This is a genomic window from Pontibacter vulgaris (assembly GCF_022758145.1).
GTDB classification, from domain to species: Bacteria; Bacteroidota; Bacteroidia; order Cytophagales; family Hymenobacteraceae; genus Pontibacter; species Pontibacter vulgaris.
Genome location: NZ_JAJVDH010000003.1, coordinates 670,549 through 695,083 on the forward strand (window position 1 = coordinate 670,549; position 24,535 = coordinate 695,083).

General features: G+C 44.5%; 25 protein-coding genes. 14 read left to right on the forward strand and 11 right to left on the reverse strand.

Annotated elements, in window-relative coordinates:
* Nucleotides 1-9 precede the first annotated feature (9 nt).
* Nucleotides 10-2,049: a methionine--tRNA ligase gene (gene metG, locus LWP20_RS08230; RefSeq protein ID WP_242927644.1), complete on the reverse strand. Its 2,040-nt coding sequence runs from the start codon at nt 2,047-2,049 to the stop codon at nt 10-12.
* 139 nt (nt 2,050-2,188) lie between these two features.
* Here metG and LWP20_RS08235 point away from each other — a divergent pair, with 139 nt between their 5' ends.
* Nucleotides 2,189-2,404, forward strand: coding sequence for a hypothetical protein (locus LWP20_RS08235; RefSeq protein WP_242927645.1), 216 nt, complete (start codon nt 2,189-2,191; stop codon nt 2,402-2,404).
* Between the two features lie 62 nt (nt 2,405-2,466).
* Here the strand turns inward: LWP20_RS08235 and LWP20_RS08240 are convergent, their stop codons facing one another.
* From LWP20_RS08240 to msrB, 3 genes are all read right to left on the reverse strand, one after another.
* Nucleotides 2,467-2,799 (reverse strand): hypothetical protein, encoded by a 333-nt coding sequence (locus tag LWP20_RS08240; protein WP_242927646.1) that lies wholly within the window; start codon nt 2,797-2,799, stop codon nt 2,467-2,469.
* 77 nt (nt 2,800-2,876) lie between these two features.
* A complete protein-coding gene (locus LWP20_RS08245; protein WP_242927647.1) occupies nt 2,877-3,137 on the reverse strand; it encodes a hypothetical protein in 261 nt (86 codons plus the stop codon).
* Nucleotides 3,138-3,337: 200 nt separating this feature from the next.
* On the reverse strand, nt 3,338-3,871 hold the full coding sequence (msrB, locus tag LWP20_RS08250; protein WP_242927648.1) for a peptide-methionine (R)-S-oxide reductase MsrB: 534 nt from the start codon (nt 3,869-3,871) through the stop codon (nt 3,338-3,340).
* A 217-nt stretch (nt 3,872-4,088) separates the two neighbouring features.
* Here msrB and typA point away from each other — a divergent pair, with 217 nt between their 5' ends.
* The 4 genes from typA (at nt 4,089) to LWP20_RS08270 (ending at nt 10,980) form a co-directional block, all read left to right on the forward strand.
* The gene (typA, locus tag LWP20_RS08255) at nt 4,089-5,894 is read left to right on the forward strand and encodes a translational GTPase TypA (RefSeq protein WP_242927649.1); all 1,806 of its coding nucleotides are present in this window, start codon (nt 4,089-4,091) and stop codon (nt 5,892-5,894) included.
* A 273-nt stretch (nt 5,895-6,167) separates the two neighbouring features.
* Nucleotides 6,168-7,388 (forward strand): OmpA family protein, encoded by a 1,221-nt coding sequence (locus tag LWP20_RS08260; protein ID WP_242927650.1) that lies wholly within the window; start codon nt 6,168-6,170, stop codon nt 7,386-7,388.
* Between the two features lie 269 nt (nt 7,389-7,657).
* On the forward strand, nt 7,658-9,253 hold the full coding sequence (locus LWP20_RS08265; RefSeq protein ID WP_242927651.1) for a hypothetical protein: 1,596 nt from the start codon (nt 7,658-7,660) through the stop codon (nt 9,251-9,253).
* A gap of 92 nt (nt 9,254-9,345) precedes the next feature.
* Nucleotides 9,346-10,980, forward strand: coding sequence for a hypothetical protein (locus tag LWP20_RS08270; RefSeq protein WP_242927652.1), 1,635 nt, complete (start codon nt 9,346-9,348; stop codon nt 10,978-10,980).
* 83 nt (nt 10,981-11,063) lie between these two features.
* Here LWP20_RS08270 and LWP20_RS08275 read toward each other — a convergent pair whose 3' ends face one another.
* The 6 genes from LWP20_RS08275 to LWP20_RS08300 form a co-directional block, all read right to left on the reverse strand.
* Entirely contained in the window at nt 11,064-11,318 is a 255-nt protein-coding gene (locus tag LWP20_RS08275; RefSeq protein WP_242927653.1) for a hypothetical protein, read from the reverse strand.
* A gap of 94 nt (nt 11,319-11,412) precedes the next feature.
* Nucleotides 11,413-12,165 carry an SDR family NAD(P)-dependent oxidoreductase gene (locus LWP20_RS08280; protein ID WP_242927654.1) on the reverse strand — a complete coding sequence of 251 codons (753 nt, stop codon included), beginning with the start codon at nt 12,163-12,165 and terminating at the stop codon, nt 11,413-11,415.
* 4 nt (nt 12,166-12,169) lie between these two features.
* A complete protein-coding gene (gene porT / locus LWP20_RS08285) occupies nt 12,170-12,865 on the reverse strand; it encodes a type IX secretion/gliding motility protein PorT/SprT (RefSeq protein WP_242927655.1) in 696 nt (231 codons plus the stop codon).
* An 11-nt stretch (nt 12,866-12,876) separates the two neighbouring features.
* Nucleotides 12,877-13,599 (reverse strand): bifunctional demethylmenaquinone methyltransferase/2-methoxy-6-polyprenyl-1,4-benzoquinol methylase UbiE, encoded by a 723-nt coding sequence (gene ubiE / locus LWP20_RS08290; protein ID WP_242927656.1) that lies wholly within the window; start codon nt 13,597-13,599, stop codon nt 12,877-12,879.
* A gap of 132 nt (nt 13,600-13,731) precedes the next feature.
* Nucleotides 13,732-15,684, reverse strand: a complete 1,953-nt coding sequence (locus tag LWP20_RS08295; protein WP_242927657.1) for an OmpA family protein — start codon at nt 15,682-15,684, stop codon at nt 13,732-13,734.
* A 406-nt stretch (nt 15,685-16,090) separates the two neighbouring features.
* Entirely contained in the window at nt 16,091-17,332 is a 1,242-nt protein-coding gene (locus LWP20_RS08300) for a tetratricopeptide repeat protein (protein ID WP_242927658.1), read from the reverse strand.
* 221 nt (nt 17,333-17,553) lie between these two features.
* On the opposite strand from LWP20_RS08300, the gene yihA reads away from it, so the two are divergent.
* From yihA to LWP20_RS08320, 4 genes are all read left to right on the forward strand, one after another.
* Nucleotides 17,554-18,168, forward strand: coding sequence for a ribosome biogenesis GTP-binding protein YihA/YsxC (gene yihA / locus LWP20_RS08305; protein ID WP_242927659.1), 615 nt, complete (start codon nt 17,554-17,556; stop codon nt 18,166-18,168).
* A 53-nt stretch (nt 18,169-18,221) separates the two neighbouring features.
* Entirely contained in the window at nt 18,222-18,626 is a 405-nt protein-coding gene (locus tag LWP20_RS08310) for an energy transducer TonB (RefSeq protein ID WP_242927660.1), read from the forward strand.
* A gap of 21 nt (nt 18,627-18,647) precedes the next feature.
* Entirely contained in the window at nt 18,648-19,100 is a 453-nt protein-coding gene (locus LWP20_RS08315) for a DUF5606 family protein (RefSeq protein WP_242927661.1), read from the forward strand.
* Between the two features lie 62 nt (nt 19,101-19,162).
* Nucleotides 19,163-19,474: a hypothetical protein gene (locus LWP20_RS08320; RefSeq protein WP_242927662.1), complete on the forward strand. Its 312-nt coding sequence runs from the start codon at nt 19,163-19,165 to the stop codon at nt 19,472-19,474.
* Between the two features lie 105 nt (nt 19,475-19,579).
* On the opposite strand, the gene fbp is transcribed toward LWP20_RS08320, so the two are convergent.
* A complete protein-coding gene (gene fbp, locus LWP20_RS08325) occupies nt 19,580-20,584 on the reverse strand; it encodes a class 1 fructose-bisphosphatase (RefSeq protein ID WP_242927663.1) in 1,005 nt (334 codons plus the stop codon).
* A 95-nt stretch (nt 20,585-20,679) separates the two neighbouring features.
* Between fbp and LWP20_RS08330 the strand changes: the two genes are divergently transcribed.
* The 5 genes from LWP20_RS08330 to LWP20_RS08350 all read left to right on the forward strand — a co-directional run bounded on the left by LWP20_RS08330 (nt 20,680) and on the right by LWP20_RS08350 (nt 24,487).
* Nucleotides 20,680-21,942 carry an aspartate kinase gene (locus tag LWP20_RS08330; RefSeq protein ID WP_242927664.1) on the forward strand — a complete coding sequence of 421 codons (1,263 nt, stop codon included), beginning with the start codon at nt 20,680-20,682 and terminating at the stop codon, nt 21,940-21,942.
* A gap of 125 nt (nt 21,943-22,067) precedes the next feature.
* Nucleotides 22,068-22,238, forward strand: coding sequence for a hypothetical protein (locus LWP20_RS08335; RefSeq protein ID WP_242927665.1), 171 nt, complete (start codon nt 22,068-22,070; stop codon nt 22,236-22,238).
* Between the two features lie 108 nt (nt 22,239-22,346).
* On the forward strand, nt 22,347-23,120 hold the full coding sequence (locus tag LWP20_RS08340) for an enoyl-CoA hydratase-related protein (RefSeq protein WP_242927666.1): 774 nt from the start codon (nt 22,347-22,349) through the stop codon (nt 23,118-23,120).
* A 244-nt stretch (nt 23,121-23,364) separates the two neighbouring features.
* Nucleotides 23,365-23,826, forward strand: a complete 462-nt coding sequence (locus tag LWP20_RS08345; RefSeq protein ID WP_242927667.1) for a Fur family transcriptional regulator — start codon at nt 23,365-23,367, stop codon at nt 23,824-23,826.
* A 31-nt stretch (nt 23,827-23,857) separates the two neighbouring features.
* Nucleotides 23,858-24,487 carry a peroxiredoxin gene (locus tag LWP20_RS08350; protein ID WP_242927668.1) on the forward strand — a complete coding sequence of 210 codons (630 nt, stop codon included), beginning with the start codon at nt 23,858-23,860 and terminating at the stop codon, nt 24,485-24,487.
* Nucleotides 24,488-24,535: the final 48 nt, after the last annotated feature.

Here is a 24,535-nt window from a genome sequence, read left to right on the forward strand (position 1 = left end):
GGTTTATACTTAGCTAACGCCGCCGCCATTCATAATTTGTTTGCTTGGCTGCACAAATGCTAGAGACCCATCTGAGTTCTCTGCCATCAGGATCATGCCTTGGCTCGTGATGCCTTTTATATCGCGTGGCGCCAGGTTTACAAGTATACTTACCTGCTGGCCAATGATATCTTCCGGGTTAAAGAACTCCGCTATGCCGCTTACTACCGTGCGCTGGTCTATACCTGTATCTATGGTTAGTTTCAGGAGCTTTTTGGTTTTGGCTACTTTCTCGGCGGCAAGTATAGTTCCGATCCGGATATCCATTTTAGAGAATTCCTCGAAGGTAATATTCTCCTTGGCCGGCTCAGCTACTGCATTGGCTGCTTCGTTTGCCTTTTTTGTATCCAGTAGTTTCTGTACCTGTGCTTCTACGGCAGCATCTTCTATTTTTTCAAACATCAGTTCCGGTGTACCAATTACATGCCCAACAGCTAACAGATCAGCAGCGCCGGCTTCAGCCCACTTACCAACCGGCTTATTCAGCATATTAGATAACTTTTGTGCAGAAGCAGGCAGGAATGGCTCCATCAGGATGTTCAGGCTGGCAGAAATCTGCAGCGCTATGTTCATGATGGTTTTCACGCGTTCCTCATCTGTTTTTATCAGCTTCCAAGGTTCGGTGTCGGCCAGGTATTTATTACCTAAACGTGCCAGGTTCATCAGTTCGCTCAAGGCATCACGGAAACGGTAGCGCTCCAGGTAAGTAGAAATTACCAACGGCATACCTTCCAACACGCCCAGCACTTCTTTGTCGTAATCTGTCAGTTCGCCGCGCTCCGGCACAGCGCCATTGTAATACTTTTGCGTGAGTACAACAGCACGGTTAATGAAGTTACCAAGTATGGCCAGCAGCTCGTTGTTGTTACGCGACTGGTAATCTTTCCAGGTGAAGTCGTTGTCTTTTGTTTCCGGGGCGTTGGCGCAAAGCATGTAGCGCAGCACGTCGCCTTTGCCCGGGAAATCCTGCAGGTACTCATGCAACCAAACGGCCCAGTTACGCGAGGTAGAGATCTTGTCACCTTCCAGGTTCAGGAACTCGTTGGCAGGCACGTTATCCGGTAAAATATAGTCGCCATGCGCTTTTAGCATAGCCGGGAAAATAATGCAATGGAAAACAATATTGTCTTTGCCGATAAAGTGTACCAATTTGGTTTCCTTGTCTTTCCAGTATTTTTCCCAATCAGGCGTAAGCGCTTTGGTAGCAGAAATATAACCGATAGGAGCATCGAACCATACATACAACACTTTGCCTTCGGCGCCTTTAACAGGCACCGGCACGCCCCAGTCCAGGTCGCGGGTTACGGCACGAGGCTGCAGCCCTTGGTCTATCCAGCTTTTGCACTGGCCGTATACGTTTGGTTTCCAGTCGCTTTTATGGCCTTCCACGATCCATTCGCGCAGCCAGGCTTCATACTCGTTAAGCGGCAGGTACCAGTGCTTAGTTTCGCGCATTACCGGCACGGCGCCGCTTAAGGTACTTTTCGGGTTAATCAGGTCGGTTGCATTCAGGGTAGAGCCACAGCTTTCGCACTGGTCGCCGTAGGCATTCTCGTTTCCGCACTTAGGGCAGGTACCCACAATATAACGGTCTGCCAGAAATTGCTTTGCTTCTTCGTCGTAGTACTGCTGCGTGGTCTGCTCTATAAATTTACCATCGTTGTATAGCTTCAGGAAAAAATCAGAGGCTGTTTCGTGGTGTATTTTAGAAGAAGTACGGTCGTAGATATCAAACGAAACATTGAAATCTTCGAAAGATTGTTTGATCAGTTCATGGTATTTATCAACTGCCTGCTGCGGCGTGATACCTTCTTTTTTAGCACGTATCGTGATCGGAACACCGTGTTCATCAGAGCCACAGATAAATTTCACGTCGCGGTTCTGGGCACGCAGGTAGCGCACATAAATATCGGCAGGCAGGTATACGCCCGCCAGGTGCCCGATGTGTACCGGTCCGTTTGCATAAGGCAAAGCAGCGGTTACTGTATATCTTTTATAATTTTCAGCCATAGGTTCTGTTTGAGATAGCAAATATACGAATAGTGCGCCTAATGTACCTCCCCTGCCTGCACATCACTTTAATTCAGGTTTACAACTGCCTAAGCTGCCGGTTTTTCGTACACTCAACATCACTTATTTTATACTTTACATGAAGCAGCAAAACAGCCCGCGCACATCTAAAAAGAACGCCGAAAAACTGGGGCAAGAAACTGAAGGAAAAAATCTAAAGGCTAACCCTGCGCCCGATAATGATACCAGAGAATCAGATACGACCGCGCCCGACCATGAAGTATACGTAGACCTAGAACCGGACGAACTACACCCGGATGAGGAACCGCTGGATGTAGATGAAGAAGAAAGATAGTATGAAAGTATTTTAACTGAAACGCCCTGCCAATTGCTACTGGCAGGGCGTTTCAGTTAAAATTAATTTACCCGTTTTTTAGTTTTAAAGGGCCGTTGCACATTGTGATGCACAGTATCAATGGGGGCATTTGGCAGTTGCTGCGGCCTGAGCATGGGTGGCGTGGTGGCCGGGCTGTTACTGCCTTGCTCCTCTATGTTACGCTTGCGGTTTATATCGCTCGACTGCTCGTTCATTTGCCTGCGCAGTTCAGCATTGTTTCCTCTTTCGAACTGCACACGCCTGTCATTATCCGGGTTTGCCGGCAAATTACCACTTCCCTCCGACAGCGATGTACAAGCCACCATGCCAAACAAAAGTAATATTCCCCAACTGCCAGTTTTATACTTTGCCATACTTCAGTCATTTTTCAGTTTAGGTGAAAAACACCTGCTTATACTTTAGTCTTACGAAGTACAAAGTATAAATGCTCTTACTTAGCTTCGCTCAGCGACTTGTAGCCTACCTGCGTTAACATAAGCCCATCGGGAGCCGGGTTTACATAAGCTAGTTTGGCAAGGTGTTGTTCAGCTTCCTGTTGCACGTCTTTATACTTTGGGTAACGCTCCTGCAAGTATGGGTACAAATCCTGGTAGTTTAACACTTCGCCTTCCTGCACATTCATTTCTTTAAAAGCATTCATAATGCTTTGTGCGGTATTCTCTATATTTTCTGCTTCTGATGAAAGAGCCATAGTTTTAGGTTTAATAGGTTTGGATAAAAGATACGGCTCAGCGTTGTTAATTGTTAATTGCCAGTTGTTGATTGTTTTATTGCTGCTTGTTAGGTGGTTAATTATTTGAACAGGCTACAAACCATAAAAACCTGGTATCATCTAATCATATAAACCTGACTTAAACAATTAACTATCAACAATCAACTAACATGTAGCTATCACTTTTTCTTAAAGCCCAAAGCCACTGAATTAAGGCAGTAACGCAGCCCGGTTGGCTTGGGGCCATCTTCAAAAACGTGGCCTAAATGCGACCCGCAGCGCCCGCAAACAACTTCCGCACGCACCATGCCCATACTTTTGTCAGGCACTTCCTTTACCTTTTTAGCAGAGATGGGTTTAAAAAAACTAGGCCAGCCGGTACCAGAGTCGAATTTGGTATCGGAGGTAAAAAGCTCGTTGCCGCAAGCAGCGCAGGTATAAATTCCTTTCTCTTTATAGTTATTATACTTCCCTGAAAAAGCCCGCTCGGTTCCCTTCTTTCGCATCACATAATACTGCTCCGGGGTCATTTCTTTCTTCCATTGGGCATCCGTTTTTATCACAGTATCTTGTGTGGCCTTACTATTATTTGCTGATACGGGTGAAATAGAAGAAGTATAGCCAGCCTTAGTATCTGGCTTTTCCTGCTGGGCACAGGCCTGTAAATGCAGTAGTGCCAACAAGCTGATCGTAAATACATAAGTTGCTTTCATACTTATACTTACGAGGCAAATCATAGCCTGGCTTTCGCTGGTTTTACTTATTTTTTATGTGATTGAACAAACGTTGTCTGGCTTGTGTTAGCCTCCATAACCAGTGTCATTACATTGGCAGCGAAGTACTTAATACAACCATAACCTGTTTATTTCGAGCAGCATACTAATAATGTGAAGGCTTTTTAGTACTTTTGCGGCTCGAAAACCCAATTCAATGCAGAACATTCGAAATATCGCGATTATCGCACACGTAGACCACGGCAAAACAACGCTTGTGGACAAGATCATCCACGCTTCTAAGCTATTCGCTGACCACCAGCAATTTGATGACCTGATTTTGGACAACAACGACCTGGAGCGCGAGCGCGGGATCACAATTGTTTCCAAGAACGTGTCGGTTCGCTACAAAGACGTTAAGATCAACATCATTGACACGCCTGGTCACGCCGATTTCGGTGGTGAGGTAGAGCGTGTACTTAAAATGGCCGATGGTGTACTACTTCTAGTAGATGCCTTTGAAGGTGCCATGCCACAGACTCGTTTCGTATTAGGTAAAGCTATTCAGCTTGGCCTGAAGCCGATTGTAGTGGTAAACAAAGTAGACAAAGAGAACTGCCGCCCTGATGAAGTGCACGAGCAGGTATTTGACCTTATGTTTAACCTGGATGCTAATGAAGATCAGCTTGACTTCACTACGCTATACGGTTCTTCTAAGCAAGGTTGGATGAGCACTGACTGGATGCAGCCAACTGACAACATCACACCACTTTTAGATGCTATCATTGATGTGATACCAGCTGCTCCGTTCCGTGAAGGTACACCGCAGATGCAGATCACGTCGCTTGACTATTCTTCATTCGTAGGTCGTATCGCTATCGGTCGTGTTCACCGTGGTACACTTAAAGAAGGCATGCCTATCAGCTTGATGAAAGCAGATGGCACTATCAAAAAAGGTCGTATTAAAGAACTTCAGGTTTTTGAAGGCCTTGGTAAGAAAACAGTAACTGAAGTATCAGCTGGCGAAATCTGCGCTGTAACAGGTATAGAAGGTTTTGATATTGGCGATACAATTGCTGATGCTGAAAACCCGGAGGCACTGACTCGTATCTCTATCGATGAGCCTACGATGAACATGTTGTTTACGATCAACAACTCTCCTTTCTTCGGTAAAGAAGGTAAGTTCGTAACATCACGCCACCTGCGCGATCGTCTGTTCAAGGAAACAGAGAAAAACCTTGCCCTGCGCGTTCAGGAAACTGACCGTGAAGATTCATTCCTGGTATTTGGTCGTGGTATCCTTCACTTGTCTGTACTAATCGAAACAATGCGCCGCGAAGGTTATGAGTTACAGGTTGGTCAGCCACAGGTAATCTATAAAGAAATTGAAGGCCAGCGCCACGAGCCTATTGAGCACCTGGTAGTTGACGTTCCGGAAGAAACTGCCGGTAAGGTAATTGAACTGGTAACGCAGCGTAAAGGTGAGCTTACGATTATGGAGCCAAAAGGCGACCTTCAGCACCTCGAATTCAACATTCCGGCGCGTGGTCTTATCGGTCTTCGTAACAACGTACTTACTGCTACTGCTGGTGAGGCTATCATGAACCACCGCTTCCAGAGCTACGAGCCATACAAAGGCACTATCCCTGGCCGTAACAACGGTTCTATCATCTCTATGGAAACAGGTCCTGGTACAGCTTATTCTATCGATAAACTTCAGGACAGAGGTGTATTCTTCGTTGATCCGGGTGTAGATGTTTACATGGGCCAGGTAATTGGAGAGCATAGCCGCCAAAACGATATCACGGTTAACATTCAGAAAGGTAAGAAGCTGACAAACATGCGTGCTTCCGGTTCTGATGATAACGTAAAAATCGCGCCTGCTAAAAACTTCTCTTTGGAAGAAGCCATGGAATACATACAGAAGGATGAGTACCTGGAAGTAACTCCTAAGAGCATCCGTATGCGTAAGATCTACTTAGATGAGAACGAGCGTAACCGTATGTCTAAAAGCGATAACTAAAATACTTTAAGTATAAAATAAAAAAGGGAGCTACTTTCGGTAGCTCCCTTTTTTATTTTATACTTCTGATCGCGCGTAATTTTACACTATCAAAGTATAGATTTATTTATAAATCCCCCATACATTTTCCTCCCTGTTAGCTGTTTATACTTTCACCGGCTATACTTTCTCCTTCACTAAAAAAAAGCTGCAAAACACGGTAAAGGCTACTTGTAAATTATGATTTAAACAATATTTATTTTAATATTTACAATTAAAATAACTATTGTAACTATGAAAAAAATATTTTTTATGCTTACCTGGGCAGTAGTGTTTCTGCTCTTTGTACAACCAGTTTATGCGCAGTTTAATGTCGGAAGAAAGCTTCAGGACAAGCTTAATCAGAAAATCAACCAGAAAGTAGACCAACAGGTTGATAAGAAAGTGGATGATGCACTGAGCGGCAAAAAAGGAGGCATGTCTGGAAATGGTGATGCTGAATCAGAGGACGGAACAAGCACTGCATCAGCGGGTGGCAAAGGAGAAGGTAAATCAAAAGCATGGAGCAAGTATGATTTTGTGCCTGGCAGTAAAGTGCTTTTCTCAGATAACCTGGCAGGTGAAGAAATTGGAGAGTTTCCATCGCGCTGGGACCTGAACAATGGTAACGCCGAAGTAGCTGTTTTTGGCAACGACCGCGTGATAAACCTGGTGAGTTACGGAACAAGTATAAAACCCCTGATGAAAAAAGAGCACTGGCTGCCTGAAACCTTTACCATAGAAATGGATCTGTTTTTCGATAGCGACAACCCAAATGTTGAGTATAACATTTACCTGGTTGATGACAATAAAACCTATAAGGAAGAAATAAACGGCCATTTCTGGGATCCGATAGCGATAAGAGCAAACCAGGCTAAGTTTAAAACTTTTGGCACAGAGTCAGAAGATCTGGCTGCCCAGGATATTAAGAGCCAGTGGCGCCACGTTGCCATTGCCTTTAATAAGCGGAGTATGAAAGTATACCTCGACAACCAGCGCCTGATAAATATACCAACCGTACAGGGCAAGCCAACCGGCCTCCGTATCGAAATAGATAAGCGCATAGAGTCTAACACGATGGTTAAAAATGTGCTTATAGCCGAAGGTGGCAAAAAGCTTTATGACCAGGTAATGGCCGACGGCAAGTTTGTAACTTACGGTATTAAGTTTGATGTAAACAAAGCAACTATACGACCAGAATCAGCGGGTACGTTGGCAGATATTGCCCACCTGATGCAGGAACAGCCCACTATGAAATTTACAATAGAAGGCCACACCGACAGCGACGGTGACGAAAGCGCTAACATGAAACTGAGCCAGCAACGCGCCGAAGCCGTGAAATCATACTTAGTGGACCAAGGTATAAAAGCAGACAGACTGGAAGCGAAAGGTCTTGGAGAATCTAAACCTATAGACAAAAACAGTACACCGGAAGCTAAATCCAATAACCGCAGAGTGGAATTTGTGAAGCGATAAAACAAGTATAAAACTAACAAAGCATCAGGCCCGGCTAACTTCTAAGCCGGGCCTGATGCTTTGTATAGTTGCTGCAACGAAAGATTAACCCTTCTCCTTCTATTTCCAAAGTATAGATCTATACTTTCCATTTTACATACTTAAGTACACAAAGTATAACCTCAAAACAAATACAATCAAACACTTATATTGGCAGTGGTAGCCCCCATGAAAACATTATACCTGTTTTACGTTAAACAGAGTCATATATATATTCACCTATTCTTGTCATGAGAAACCACCTACTGCAATTTATATTTATACTCTGCATACTACTAAGTACCGGCTGTGCCAGGAAAAACTTTTTTACCGAAACTCCCCTTACAGATACTGCCCTGCACGACCAGTTACACAATAAAAACTCCAATACTTTAGATAGTGTAAACATCCGGGCAGGCGAGCATTACAAACGAGGTTTCTTTCATAATTTGTTTTGGGGCAAGCACTATAGCGCTGTTTGGGCAGCCCCGGTTACAGTGCCTGTTTTTCGCCTCGAAAAGGAATATGGAGGCCTTAAAATAGAAAAACTTGGCGGCGGTTTTCAGACTACCAGCATAACCCTTAGCGATAAAGATGGTTTTATGTACGCCATGCGCTCACTGGATAAAGATCCGGTAAGTGTGCTGCCTACTATATGGCGCAAAACATTTGTGGCCAACATCATCCGCAACCAGACATCGGCTATAAACCCTTATGGCGCTTTGGTTATACCACCAATGGCGACAGCTGCAAAATTACCACACTCCACACCTAAAGTAGTATATGTGCAGCCCAACGACAGCAGTTTCGGGGAGCATACTGAACGCTTCAGCGACAGGGTATTTATGATTGAAAACAAGTTCGATGACGATGGGGCTGTTCCTGAATCACTGGGCAATGCGAAAGCGATAGTTAACTCAAACAAAATGCTGAACAAGCGTTTCGAGAAAAACACCCATCATATAGACCAGCAGGCATTTGCTAAAGCCCGGCTTTTTGATCTGTTCCTGAACGATTGGGACCGACACGAAGGCCAGTGGGAATGGGCCGAGTACGAAGAGGGAGAAGAAACCATTTACCGCCCTATAGCCAAAGACCGAGACAATGCTTTCTTTAAATTTAACGATGGAATACTTACCTGGTTATTTAGCCGCAATTGGGCCATAAGGAAGTTCGAAACCTTTGATGAGAAGTATAAAGATGTGTATGCGCTGGCCATGAACTCTAAATTTATAGATGAGCGTGCCCTGTCAGAAGTTACAGCAGAAGATTTTCAGAAACTGGCCAAAGAACTGCAAACTGCTTTAACCGATGAAGTGATCGAGAAAGCCATTCGCCAGTTTCCGGATTCTGTATATGCATTGGTTGGTAAAGATACCGAACAAAAGCTAAAGAGCCGCCGTGATAAGTTGCCGGAAGCCGCACAGGAGTTTTACAGGATTCTGGCAAAAGAGCCAATAATAGTTGGCACTGACCAGGAAGAAAAGTTTGAAGTAAAGCGCCTGAACGACGATGAAACCCGTGTTATCGTAATCCGGAGTGATGATAAAAAGAAAATTTACGAACGTACTTTTAACCGTGCAGAAACACAACTGATTACCTTATATGGTTTAGCTGAAGGTGACAAATTTGAAGTGAGCGGCGAGGTAAATAAAGGTATAACTGTAGCTATAGTTGGTGGCCGCGGCGAAGACGAGATAAAAGATACATCGAGGGTAAAAAGTCCGGGCAAACAAACTATAGTTTACGATACCAAGCGTGGTACAGAAATAAAAGGCAGCAAAGAAACAAAAGACAAAACCGGCCATGATGTGCGCGTACATGCTTTTGATAGAGAAGGCTTTTAAGCTGCTTTCGCTTCAGAATAAATTCTTACAAAAGCCCTTATTCATCAGTCAACGTAACATCCTGCAATACAACATGTTGCATTTTATACTTTATGCACCTACAAACCAACTATAACTTTATCAAAATTTTTTTACCAGTGTTGGTGATGCTGCTTTTTGGCTGTAGTCAGCGGTTCAGCCATTCGGTACAGCAAATACCGCCACCCAAAAACTATAACGCCACCTCCATACCTGATTATAAAGACAGCACTATTGCAATTGCTCCTAACCCTGGCTATGACCATAGTAAGCTCTTCACATTATTTTATGGTAAGCATTACCGCAATGCCTGGGCTACACCGGTGCAGGTAAAAGTGCTGGATATCGGAACTGCCAAAGGTGGGCTCACCCCTTTAAAATCTGGTGGTAGCCGCCAAAGTATAAACTTGCGTTTGCAGGCACCGGATAGTACTGAATACGTGCTGCGCTCTATCGATAAAGACCCGGCGAGTGCATTGCCGGAAAAATGGCGCAAAAGTTATCCGGCTCATATCCTGCGCGATGCTACATCTGCCACCCACCCTTATGCAGCGCTTGTATTGCCGCATATGGCCGAAGCCATAGGTGTATACCATACCGATCCGGAGCTGGTTTTTGTTCCGCACGATCCGCGCCTGGGCGAGTTTGTGCAAAAAGTTGGTGGCATGATGGCGCTTCTGGAAAAAAGGCCTAGCGGCGATCAGTCCGGTAACCCGAATATGGGCAATGCCAAACACATCCAGGACACAGAAGAAATATTACAGGCCCGGCTTACAGATAATGATAACAGTATTGATGCCCGCCAGTACCTTAGATCGCGCTTATTTGACATGCTGATAGGCGACTGGAGCCGCCATGAAGATAACTGGCGATGGGCCGAGTTCAAGAGCAAAAATGGCAACGCATACCAAGCCATCCCGCGCGACCGCGACAACGTTTTTTACAAGCTTACGGATGCCCCTATTCCATGGCTTTTCATGCGCACCGGATTCAGAAACCAGTTTCAGACGTATCGGCCTAAGGTAAACGATATTAAAAGCCTGAATGAAAGCGGCCGCAACCTGGATGATCTTTTACTTTCGGGGCTATCGCTGAAGGATTGGCAGGAAGTAGCAGATAGTATAAAACTTGAACTTACCGATGAGGTGATAGAAGAAGCGTTCCGTGCCATGCCAGATACTATTTACAAACTAACGGCTGCCCCTATTATTAACAGCCTTAAAACCCGCCGCAACAACATCCAAAGTATAGCCAGCTCATACTTTAAAGAGTTGGCAACCTCTGCTATAGTAGTAGGCACGGATAAACATGAAACGTATGAAATAAAAATATTATCTGCTGATGAAGTGCAGGTAAGCGGTTTTAAAACAACCAAAGAAGGAGAACGGAAAGACGAAATTTTCAACCGAATATACCATGCCAGCACTACAAAAGAGCTTAGCCTTTTTGGGCTTGATGGCCGCGATATTTTTATAGTGGAAGGCCACGTTAAGCCTCGTATAAGTATAAAAATAAGGGGTGGCGCCGGCGTAGATAGTTATACTGTAAAAGGCCACGGCTCCAAGCTCGGCAAACAAGTATGGATCGAGGACTCCAAGTATAAAAATAAAATAGAGGCTGATAAGTATACCAAGGTTAAAGTAAACGATAATCCGCCGGCCAACACGTTTACCAGCACTGGCTGGCTATTGCGTTATTATTTAAACTAAAAATCTTAAGACTGATTAAAGTATAAAAAGGGCGCAACTTCAGGTTACTGCCCTTTTTAGTTGTATAGTTGAACGTATTGTAGTTACCGGGTCTTTTTATTTGTATTCTGCCCGCTATCGCTTCCGCTCCGCTTGTTATGATCTTTGGCACTTCCGAGGCCTTGCCCCTGCTGTTGCGATGCAGTAGCTTTTGTGCCATGCTGCCCTGTATCTACGGAACCCTTAACATTTGCTTTGTTAGAAACACCTCCTGCTTGGTTTTGCCCTGTAACATTAGCTTCCGGCCTGTTTTTATTCTGATTTTCCTGTTGCTGATTCTCTTCTCTGCTGTTCTTCATAGTATGGTTTAGTAAGTTTAAAAAACTAAAAGGGTGGTTGCATAACTGCAACCACCCTTTTAAATACGGCCTCAACTTTACAGAAGTTTACAGCCTATAGTTTCTTATCTACTATGGTTGCCGATGCCTGGGCAGCTGGCAAGATCAAAACTTCAGCAAGATTAACGTGGGCTGGCCTAGTAACCATAAATACAATCAGGTCTGCCAGGTCTTCGGCTTGCAAGGGCTGGTAGCCTTGGTAAACAGTAGCAGCGCGGGCTGTATCTCCTTTAAAGCGAACTTCAGAGAACTCTGTCTCTACCAATCCAGGGTTAACTTCCGATACTTTTATACCTTCCTGTAGCAGGTCTATGCGCATGGCTTTGGAAATAGCATCTACTGCAAACTTAGAACCGCAATAGACGTTGCCGTTAGCATATACTTCTTTGCCGGCAATGGAGCCAATGTTTACAATGTGTCCTTTTTTACGCTCGATCATGTAAGGCAGTATAGTATGCGTTACATACAGCAAACCCTTCACATTAATATCCAGCATGGCATCCCAATCATCCAGAGAGCCGCTTTGTATAGATGCTAAACCATGGGCATTGCCGGCATTGTTTACCAGCACATCTATACTTTGCCATTCTTCCGGCAACGAGCCCAAAGCCTGCTGCACCGCTTCTTTATCGCGCACATCAAACTCTAATGTTAATACAGGCACGTTTGTAATCTGAGCTTTAAGTTCTTCCAGGCGCTCAGTGCGTCGGCCGGCGGCAATTATACTATAACCTTGTGCGGCAAGCGCAAGGGCTGTGGCTTTGCCTATACCGGAAGTAGCTCCGGTAACCAGTGCAATTTTAGACATCTGCTTATTCAAAGAAAAGTATAAACGATATGTTGTGGTTGGTCATGCGCTGCAGGCTGCTGCTGTAAATGTTATCGTCTGGTATATGCTGGTTAAGCAAACCATGCGAAAAGCGCACTTCCGGGGCAAATTTAAAGAACGGGTAAAAAATATCAAGGCCTACGCCATACTCTAAAGCAAGATCAAATTTTTCGGTTCGCAGCTCAGAGCCGGGCTGGTCGGTTTTGCGGCTGCTCAGGTCAATACCGGGCTTTACGCCACCCACCATGTACATGCGGTAATTGGTGCGGCGCTTGGCTTTATACTTTAAAAGTACGGGCAGTTCCACTACAGTAGAGCTTAATGTAACATTTACATCTTTACGCTCGCCGCCTTCCTGCACTACGTTGGCATACTCTATGGTACGGCCATAAAATCCTACACCAGGCACAAAACGTGCATCCAGGTACTCGGCAAGGCCTACATTTAGTACAAGACCGGTATAAAAGCCGGGCGTTGTTTTAGCGTTCACGGTCATGTGCGAGCTAAAACTTAGTTGATCGGCATACTCCTGCGAGTGCTCCAGGTTATACTTTGTGAGCGGCAACGCCAGGTAAAAGCCATAGTGTACGGTTTTAAAGTCGTAGTCCGGTTTGTTTTTCTGGCTCAGCTTTTTTTGCGCTACTGCCGCGTTTCCGCAAAGCAGCAGTAAAGCCAGCAAAGGTAAAAGGGTTATTTTTTTCCGGTGTAAATAGAGCTGATGCCGAATGTAAGTGAATGCCATTTCGTTGATTTAAATCCAACTTCTTGAAAGATGTTTAGAAAAGCTTCCCCGTCGGGGAACGCCTGCACCGACTCGGGCAGGTAAGTATAAGCCGCCTGGTCCTTAGAAACGAATCTACCTACCACTGGTAGTATATTCTTAAAATAAAATTGATAGAGTTGTTTCATCGGGAAGCTACGCGGCATCGAAAACTCCAGTACGACAGCTGTTCCGCCAGGTTTCAGGACACGGTTCATCTCAGACAATCCTTTTTTAAGGTTCTCGAAATTGCGCACCCCAAAAGCTACTGTAATGGCATCAAACGTATTGTCTTCGAATGGCAGGTTCTCTGAATCGCCGTACAAAAGCTCTATTTTATGAGAAAGGCCTTTGCGCGCCAGCTTCTCGCGGCCAACTGCCAGCATACCTTCCGAAATGTCTACGCCAACAATTTTGTCTGGTTGTAAACGCAGGGTTTCGATGGCAAAGTCGGCGGTACCGGTAGCAATATCCAGTACCAGTTTTGGTTTTTCGGGAGCCAGCAGGCTTACTGCTTTTTTACGCCAGATAATATCTATGCCGGCACTAAGGAAATGGTTAAGAAAATCATACTTGCCGGCAATGTTGTTAAACATCGTGGCCACCTGCGATTTCTTATTATCGTTCTGGTCTTTATAAGGTATTACTGCCATTCGCTTCTTTAACGTGTAATCCTTGCAAAAATACTGTTCCTAAAACTATAAAGCATGGTTTATGTACCGAAATATAAAAAGAAACAGGCTGAGCGTTTGCCCAGCCTGTTTCTTTTTAGAGGTATGCCTATACTATTTTTTAGCTGGCTCGTCTCTTCTTGGTATAATTCTGAATTCAGTTCTGCGGTTAAGCTGCATGTTTTCAGCAGATGTGTTCGGTACTGCCGGACGACGCTCGCCGTAGGTAACTGTTACCATACGCTTAGGCGAAATGCCTTGCTTAACTAGGTAATCGTAAGCAGCATCGGCACGGTTGTTACCCAATGTCATGTTGTAGGCATCGCTTGCACGGGAGTCGCAATGGCCTTCTATGCTGATGTTTACAGTTGGGTTAGCTTTCAGGTAACGTGCTACGTTATCCAGTTCACGCACCGACTCAGCACGCAGGTTATACTTGTCTGTATCGTAGTAGATGTTCTTCATGCCGGCAATACGGGCAGCAGTAGTATCTACAAAATCAATATAGAAATCCTGGTAAATGGTAGTGGTATCGTTCAGTACAACCGGTACGTCCAGCTCCTGTGTGGCAACTATTCTTCCGTCTTTACCAAGCTCTACCTGGAATTTACGACCAGAAAGAATATTTACTTCGTAGGTGGCAGAATCAGGCTTTGTTACATCGCGGTAAGCTATCGGGCGTTTATCAGCCTGCTGGCCACTGAATGTAATTTCTATACCTGGTATGGCTGTACTATCAACAGAAGAATATACATGGCCTTTAACCTGCACAGTGCGTAGGTAGTTGATGGTGTAGATATCCTTTTCGCCGTAGCCACCAATGCGGTAAGACGACAGGTAAGCATAGCTTCCATCAGGGCTTAAACGATAGTAGGTATCATCATCGGGCGTATTTACCGGCGAACCTAAGTTAACAGGGCGGCTCCATCTTCTGGCTACCGAGTCATACTTGGCAGAGAAGATATCGTAACCACCCATGCTGTTGTGGCCTCTTGATGCAAAGTATAAAGTACCGTTTTTAGCCAGGTACGGGCTGTCATCATCAAAAGGAGTGTTAATGGTTGTGCCTATACTTCTTGGCTTATCCCAGCCGCCGCTTGCATTGCGCTTTGATACATAAATATCCAGGTCGCCGTTTTCTGAGTAGTGGCTTGTTGAGAAGAATAATGTCTGGCCATCTGGCGTGATGTATGCATCCGATTCAAAATCTTTTGTGTTGATGTTGCTGCTGATGCTCTTTGGTTCACCCCAGCTACCATCTGCCTGGCGCTCCGATACAAGTATATCGCCGTTGTCGCTTTTGCCACCACGGTACATAAGCATTTTGGTGTCGTTGTCGAATAGCTGGATAGAGGCATCGTGGCCGGAGCTGCGAAGTGCCGCTGCTACTGAGCGTGGGTTTTCCCACTCACCAGCTTCGTTACGGGTAGCTTCGTAAATTTCTTCAAAATATTCACCGTCGGCTGCTTTTCTGCCGCTGGCAATATCGCCACGCGAAGTATAAAGCAGGTAATTATCCTGAGATGAAATAACCGGGCTATGCTCAGAGAAAGCTGTGTTTACAGTACCACCCAGGTTTTTAACGAATACATCCTTCGGGTTAGCTACTTCGCGCTTGGCGTTGCGGGCATGCTGGATCAGCTGTGCAACCTCTTCGCGGCGCTCTTCATCACGCTTACGGATACCTGTTTTCTGATACGCCTGAAAATGCTTGATTGCATCGTCGAAACGATAGTTAATATGATCTACACGGCCCAGCCAGTATTCCAGGTCACGGTCTACTTTTGGGTCAATTTTCTGGGCGCGGTAAATATAATCGGCTGCCTTTTCCTTATCAAACGTCATATAACTGATACCCGCAAAGTATAAAGCCTTTGCATCGTTAGGGTTATTGGTTACCGCTTGCTCATAAAAAGGAATAGCTGCCCTATAGTTTTCCCGGTCAAAAAACTTGTTTCCACTACGTATCAGTTTCCGGTTGCTTTGTGCAGAGGCTGAGGCTGCCAGAAGGCAAACCACTGCAAGCAGCAGAGAAAATCGTGAAAACGATTTGGCTAAATTGCTCATGTTGTAAAAGGTTTGTTATATGTACTTAAGGTTTGGTTGAACATACAATAATAGAGAGACCACTGCAGAAGCTAGTCTGCGCCTTCCCAAAAGAAACTTCGGGTGTATACGTTAATTAAAAATTAAAGTATATCTGAATAGGTATACTTGCATGAAACTCCCCTGCCCCTGGCCGTATCTGATTCAGGCTTTTTGCTATAAATGTACGTTTCCGCAGTATAAAGTATAAAATTTTCTGCAAAATATTAAATCAATCTGCTAATATATATAAAATTTAATATTTATATACTTTTTAAATACTTCTTTGTGCGTAAAACAGTGTGATTTAGCCGCTTGCAAGTTCAAGAGCTTTTTCTTATGAAGTTTTATTACAGAAAAAGGTGAATGTTAGAATGCAAGTATGAAGTTACCAAACCACCTGATAAATATCTTTGGCTCCGTGTCCGCCGGGCCTGTCGGAAGAGAAATAAGCGCTGTTTTTTAGAGGTGAAAGTATAAAGTAGATATCGTCGTATGGGGAATTAATGGGTATGCCCAGGCTTTGCGCTTTGCTCCAGGAAGAACCCTTAATATGAGATTTAAAAATATCATAACCGCCTATGCTGTTATGGCCTGTAGAACTGAAGTATAACGTATTTGTAGTTGTATCTACAAAAGGGGCATCTTCATCATAAACAGTATTAACGGTTGGTCCCATGTTAAGGGCTTCGCTCCAGGTGCCATCCGGTTTCTTGTAACTGATGTATAGATCCAGGCCGCCGAAACCACCGGAACGGTCGCTCGAAAAAAATGCGAAGCGGCCATCTTCGGTAACAAATATTGATAGCTCTGTGCTTCCCTGGTTAAAGGGCGAGCTGAGGCGCTCTGGTTTTGCCCAGCCTGTCTCGGTTTGTCGGGTACAGTAAAGTCCTTTCCCGGTTAAATAAGTATACATTACCCGATCTTGTTGCGCTACCGAAACAACAGCATGGTTTGCCAACCCATTTGTTTCATTTAAAAACGGCAAAGCCGCTTGCCATTCCTTATTTTTAAGTACCGAACGATAGATCTGTTCCATACCTTTATTTTTAGCTGTAGAAGGCTGGCGGACAGAATAAAGCATTACAGAATCGCCCGACAAAAGAACGGGTACATAATCTGAGAAGCTGGTGTTTACTGCCGGCCCCAGGTTATGGATACTGGCTATTTGTGATTGCTCCAGCATGGCCATACCAGCTTTACATTCGTCTATACATTTTTGCAGAAACTCAATGTATAACCCGTCGCGGCGCGAAGATGCAGAAAGCTCCTGCTTATAAATTATAACAGCCTGCTCGAAGTCAGCATTGAGATGGTAAGCCCTGGCCAGCATTAGCAGTATTTGGCTAGAGATAGAAGCATTTTCTTTATAAGCTTTGTTCAGGTACAGTTTTGCATTTCCGGGCTCATTGAGTTCCAGGTAGCACAAGCCCGCTTTATAATTGGCGTAGGCATCATTTGGTGCCGATTTCAGGTAGCTGTTGTACAAGTTGCCAGCTAACCGGAAATGCTCTTGTTCAAAAGCTTTGTCTGCTTTTTTAAGTATAGCCTTATTACCCGGGCCAGCTAACCCGGTACTTACCATTACCAAACACGCCAGTGCTATCAGCTTAATCCAAATCTGCTTCACCTTATCACTTGTTTATAATGTTTAGGGGTTGCCTGCGTTTACTTACCCAAAGTATAGCCCAAGTAAAAGCATATACTTCATGATTATAAAATTATGTGGTAACTTTACAGGCTAAAAACTTTTTACCGCCTGCTCCGGCATAAGCGGAAAGAGTACTAATTACATGGCGCTGCATTACTTCCGGGTAAAATTAAGGTTGTAGCGCCTTTAAACAATACAACATGGTTATTAAGGAAGCAAAATTTTTGATGAGCAACACGCGTGTGGATCAGTGCCCCGTGGCGGATAAGCCGGAGTACGCCTTCATCGGGCGCTCCAACGTTGGCAAGTCTTCGCTCATCAATATGCTTACGGAACAAAAGGGACTTGCCAAAACATCATCATCGCCAGGCAAAACCCAGCTTATCAACCACTTCCTTATCAATAACGAATGGTACCTGGTTGACTTACCCGGTTACGGATATGCTAAAGTAAGTAAAGGCTCGCGCGACGACTGGCGCAAGATGATCAATTTCTATTTCCAGAAGCGTGAGAACCTGACCTGTGTATTTGTGCTGATAGATTCGCGCCACGACCCGATGAAAACCGACCTGGATTTCATAAACCTGCTGGGTAATATTGGCGTGCCTTTTGTGATCGTGTTTACTAAAACAGACAAGCAGTCGGGTACAAAAACCGACTCAACTATAGCCGCTTATGCCCGTAAACTTCGTGAAAGCTGGGACGAGTTGCCACGTATGTTTAAAACATCGGCTGTAGACAGGGAGGGCCGTGCCGATATACTTAATTTTATAGAGGAAGTAAACGAACAACTTAAGAACCAGCCGGAAGAATAAGCTTGCAGAAGTCCCTCTCGCTCCGTTAATTAGAATTTTTAATTTTTACCCTTATGAAAACCAAATTATCATTTTTGTTTATTTTGTTTGCCTTTGCAGCTATAACTGCATCAGCGCAAACCCAGGAGACTAAAGCTCAGGCCCCTCAGGAAGAGAAAGTATGGATGCCTGACAAAGTTATTCCGATTGCTGAGTACTACGAAGGTGGAAAAGAAGCTATGTATAAGTTTATAGCCAAAGAGCAGAAGTATCCGCTGCTGGCTAAGCGTAACCGCGTACAGGGCGATTGCATTATCAGCTTTACCCTGAACGAAGATGGCTCTACATCTGGCTTTAAAATTTTAAGCAATGCTGGCGCCGGCACGGGCGAAGAGGCACTGCGAGTAGCTAAGTTGCTGAAGTTTAAGGCGCCTGGCTTTAGCGTAGTGGGCAGCCTCCCGATTAAGTTTAAACTATAACCAACAGAATTATACCTGATTATGCCTATTGATTTAAGACAAGTTGCTGCCATTTCTGGCATGAGCGGCCTTTACCGCGTTGTAAAGCCTACACGTACTGGTGTAATTGTAGAAAACCTTGCCGATAACTCTCGCCTGGTAGCACAAGCCCGCCACCGTATGTCGCTGCTTGATGAGATTTCGATCTATACAACCGACGAAGAAACTACTGTGCCACTTGCCGAAGTATTTGACCGTATTCACCAGAAGTATGGCAACGACCTGCCACTAAGCGAGAAGCCAACTGATGCAGAATATAAGTCCTTTATAGAAAGCGTACTGCCTGACTACGACGAGGACCGCGTATATGTATCGGATATGAAAAAACTTGCCAACTGGTACAGCATTGTTAGTAAGCACATAGAGTTTACTAAAGAAGACGCAAAAGAAGAAGCAAAGGCAGAGAAAGCTGCCAAAGCAGAAAAAAAAGCATAACAGAAAGGCCCTTCTAACCGGAGGGCCTTCTTCATTTATCTGTACTTATACGTTACCTGCTGATGTCAGAATCACCAGTTATACTTACCAGTGCTGCCAACCAGCTGCAAAAGCTTTTTGACACGAACGAACTGCAGGCACCCGACCGCGACCAGCTGTTACGTAAACTTACCCACGCCGTAGCCTACCTGCTCCGCACCGATCTTAACCGCCTGATGCATATCCTGTACCGTATTGATGTGGAAGAGCGCCTGGTTAAGCAAGCTATGGCACCCGCATCTGTAGACGAAGATATAGCTCACAACATCGCCCTGCTTATACTGCAGCGCGAGCTTCAGAAAGCCCATACCCGCCAGAAGTATAGTCAGCTGTAAATTTTATACTTTAATACTCCAGCCTGGTTTAAAGTATACTTTGCTACAAAATGCAAAAGGCAGAAAGTCTCCTCTCTGCCTTCTTTATAAGTATAAACAGTAACCTTATACAGCTACTTCTGCTTTCATAAACTCTTCTACTTTATCTACCATATCGGCAGATCCGATTATAAGCGGGCAACGCTGGTGCAGCTCTGTTGGCTCAATTTCCATAATGCGGCGTATGCCATCAGTGGCCTTACCACCGGCTTGCTCTACTATGTAGGCCAGCGAGTTACACTCATACATCAGGCGCAATTTACCATTAGGTGCTTTTGCTGTAGACGGATAAATATAAATACCACCCTTCAGCAGGTTACGGTGGAAATCTGCCACCAATGAGCCAATGTAACGGGCCGAATAGTTATTGTCTTTGCAATAAGACAGGTAATTTTTGATGCTCTCCGGGAAGCCATTTACGCCACCTTCGTTGCAGGAGTAAATGGTGCCGGTTTTAGGCGTTGTAATGTTAGGGTGAGACAAGAAAAACTCGCCCAGCGATGGCTCATAGGTAAAGCCATTTACGCCATGCCCTGTGGTATACACCAGCATTGTAGACGAGCCATACACAATATAACCTGCTGCTACCTGGCGTGTTCCTTCCTGCAGGCAATCTTCCAAAGTGCCATTACAGCCTGCATCGGATGTTCTTCTGTAAATAGAAAATATCGTCCCGATGGAAACGTTCACATCTATGTTAGACGAACCATCCAGCGGGTCCATGGCCACAATGTAGCTGCCTTTGGTATTGCCTGTATGTATTACTTCATCCTCTTCTTCAGAGATAATAGCACATACCTCGCCGCCGTTGCGCAATGCTCTTATAAAACGAATGTTGGCAATTACATCCAGTTTCTGTTGCTCCTCGCCCTGCACGTTTTGCTGGCCGTAAGTACCGGTAACATCCAGGAGGCCGGCCCGGTTAATTTCGCGGTTCACGATCTTTGCTGCTAAAGCAATATCGCGCAACAACTGAGATAATTCTCCGGTTGCAAAAGGGAAATCCTCCTGCTTTCTCATAATAAACCTGTCTAGCGTGGTGCCAACAGGAAGGGCAAGTCTGTCATTCATAAGGGTAAGGGTTTAGGCTATTGCTACAAAAATATCAATTTTTATAAAATATATACGAAGGATACATAATTTTACGCACTAAGACGCAAAATCGGATGAAAGTTTACAAGTTTGGAGGTGCCTCTGTAAAGAGCGCCGAGGCATTTAAAAACCTGGCCCACATTGTACAGACCCAAGGCGCTGGCAGTCAGCTACTGCTTGTGGTATCTGCTATGGGTAAAACTACCAATGCACTGGAGTTAGTATTTAACCTGGCCTATGCTGGCAAACCATACACCCAGGAACTACAGCAGTGCTTTAGTTACCATACAGAAATAGTAAAAGAGCTGTTTACAAATGCGGGGCACCCTGTATACGAACGACTGGAACACTTGTTTTCAGGTTTAGAGCATGAATTACAAAGTATAAAGTTGCCAGATAGTTACGATAAACTATATGACCAGACGGTTAGCTACGGCGAGCTGTTTTCTTCTACTATAGTGCAGCATTTTCTGGAACAGCAAGGTATGAAGGCGACCTGGATAGACAGCCGCAAGTATATACAAACCGACAACACCTGGCGCGAGGCAAAAGTAGACTGGGCATGGAGCGAGCGCGTTATAAAACGAGACTTGCCTGCCCTGCTTGCGCAGCAAATAATAGTAACACAGGGCTTTATAGGTGGTACTAACAACAGGCTAACCACTACACTTGGCCGCGAAGGCTCTGACTTTAGCGCCGCCATTTTTGCTTATTGCCTTGATGCAGAGGCCATGTATATCTGGAAAGATGTGGAAGGTTTGTTAAATGCTGACCCCAAGTACTTTTCCGACACAGTGCGTTATCCCGAAATTTCGTACCAGGAAACGATAGAAATGGCCTATTACGGCGCTTCGGTTATACACCCCAAAACCATAAAGCCATTAGCCAATAAAAAAATACCGCTCTATGTAAAATCATTTCTGAACCCAACTGGCGCAGGAACACGCATCTGCGATTGCAGGTTTGAGAAAATAGCGCCTGCTTTCATTATCAAAGAAAACCAGTGCCTGATCTCGTTTAGTGTTAAAGACTTTACTTTTATAACCGAGCAAAACCTGGGTACTATTTTTAATGCTCTGTCAGAGTTACGCATTAAAATAAACCTGATGCAGAACTCGGCTATCTCCTTTTCTATCTGCACAGATTATAACGAAGAGCGCCTGCAAAAACTACTGAAAACACTTCAGCAAGATCAGTTCACGATTCAATACAACACTGGTTTACAGCTATTTACAATCAAAAATTATGATAATGAGTGCCTGCAACGAACCATGCAGGGCAAAGAAATATTACTGGAGCAACGTACCAGAACAACTTTCCAGTTTGTCAGTAAATAATTAGTAACATTTAAATATTTTTTACAATTATTTAAGCAATATATGTAAATTTTATCTATTTTAGATCCATAATACGCTTTATGCCGTATCTGTGTCTTTAGATCCATTATTCACCCCGAAAAAGTATGCAGGCAACTGAAAAAGTAAACCGCCAGTTTATCTTTAAACTTCTCTTGCTTTTTGCCCTGTTGATCACGGGGTTTGTTCTAAGGGTTTCTAAAGGAAATGAGAAAGCCTTGGCCAAAGAAGTCAGAAAACCTTCTGTTTCTTTGGTTAGCACACAGTTGCATCGCTAATACTTTTACTCCCAGTTCGGGCCTGCATTATAATTAGCCCCTACCCTATTTTTTCCTGTATTACTAAAAACCGTATCTTGAGGCTTAAATAAAAGATACAGGCAAACTATGGAATTTATACTTGTTACCCCCCAGGCACAACCTCATGTTGCGCTGATTCAATTAAATCGTCCCAAAGAATTAAACGCTCTGAACCTGCAACTGATGGGCGAATTGCGCGATGCCCTGAAACAACTTGACGAAGACGAAAATGTACGCGCCATTATTATAACCGGAAACGAGCGTGCCTTTGCTGCCGGGGCCGATATTAAGCAAATGGCTGGCAAAACCGCTATCGATATGCTGAATGTTGACCAGTTCTCGACCTGGGACCAGATCCGCAAAACTAAAAAACCGATTATAGCAGCAGTTTCTGGTTTTGCCTTAGGTGGTGGCTGCGAACTGGCCATGACCTGCGACATGATCATAGCATCAGAAACAGCCATGTTCGGTCAGCCGGAAATTAAAATTGGTGTTATGCCGGGCGCAGGCGGAACGCAACGCCTTACTAAAGCTATAGGCAAAGCCAAAGCCATGGAAATGGTACTTACCGGCAAATTCATGACAGCCGACGAAGCCGAAAAGCATGGTCTGATCAATCGTGTAGTTCCGGTAGAGCTATACTTAGACGAGGCTTTTAAACTGGCTTCCGAAATTGCACAAATGTCGCCGGTGGCAGCCAAGTTAGCCAAAGAAGCCGTAAACCGCTCTTTCGATACCAGCCTGGACGAAGGTTTATACTTCGAGCGCAAGAACTTCTACTTGTGTTTCGCCTCTGAAGACCAGACCGAAGGTATGAATGCCTTTGTAGAAAAGCGCAAACCCGAGTTTAAAGGAAGATAGAACATCTATTGCTCAATAACTTATACTTTATTTATTGCATTTCAAAAGTCATTCTGCGCATCAACAGAAATTTATCAGGCTTTCTTAAAGCTTATATAAAACCCTTGTATGATGCCAGGAATGACTTTTTTATTTCAACCAGTATCTACCACACAGGTAAATATTTTGCACTGGTTTGCATGTTAAATCCTTTCGCCTTACCTTTGCAAAAAATTCTTAGTTAGGAATTTTTCTTAATTAGAAAATGCAGCAAAGTATAACTCTTCACAATTTACGGCAACAACTGGTAGATAGCGGCCTGAAGGCTACGCACCAGCGCATTGTTGTGCTTGAAGCGGTAACGGCGCTGCACGGTTTGCACCCGATGGCAGAGGAAGTATACCAGCGGCTTAAACCAGCTAACCCCAGCATTTCGCTTGGCACGGTTTACAAAACCCTCGACACTTTTGCAGATACCGGCTTAGTACGCAGGGTATTATCGCAGGATGGAGGTAAACGCTACGACGCTAACACCGATGCCCACAGCCACATTTATTGCAGCAATACCAAAGAGATCGTGGATTTTGAGGACGCCGAACTAGATGAATTACTGACAGCTTTCTTCAAGAAACGAAACATCGAAAACTTCGACCTGAAGGGCTTTTCGGTGCAGCTGACGGGCACAAAAGTGGAACCGGATAAACAAATAAGGATTTCAAAAGCATAACAATAGATTTTTAACTTTAAAACAACACATAATGGCAGTATTAGTAGGTAAAAAAGCGCCAGCTTTCAAAGCTACAGCAGTAGTTGACGGCGAGTTCGTAGAAAACTTCTCTCTGGATCAGTACATCGGTAAAAAACATGTGATTTTCTATTTCTACCCAATGGACTTCACTTTCGTTTGCCCTACCGAGATCATTGCTTTCCAGGACAGAATGGAGGAGTTTGAGCGCAAGAACGTAGCTGTGGTTGGTTGCTCTACCGACACGCATTTCTCTCACTTCGCATGGTTAAACACGCCACGCGAGCAGGGTGGTATTGAGGGTGTAAACTACCCGCTTGTAGCTGACGCCGCTAAAACTATCGCTCAGAATTTCGATGTTTTAGCTGGACACTATGACTATAACGAAGAAGGCGAAGCAGTTTTTGTAGGCGAGCCGGTTGCTTACCGTGGTCTTTTCCTGATCGACAAAGAAGGTATCGTACGCCACCAGGTTGTTAACGACCTTCCGCTTGGCCGTTCAATCGACGAGGCTATCCGTATGGTAGATGCGCTTCAGTATTTCGAAGTAAAAGGCGAAGTATGCCCTGCTAACTGGGAAGAAGGTAAAGAGGCTATGCTAGCTACAAAAGAAGGTGTATCTAACTACCTTGCTCGTCACTAAGCATAACAGCTCAAGTATATAAAAAAGCCCCGGCATAGGTCGGGGCTT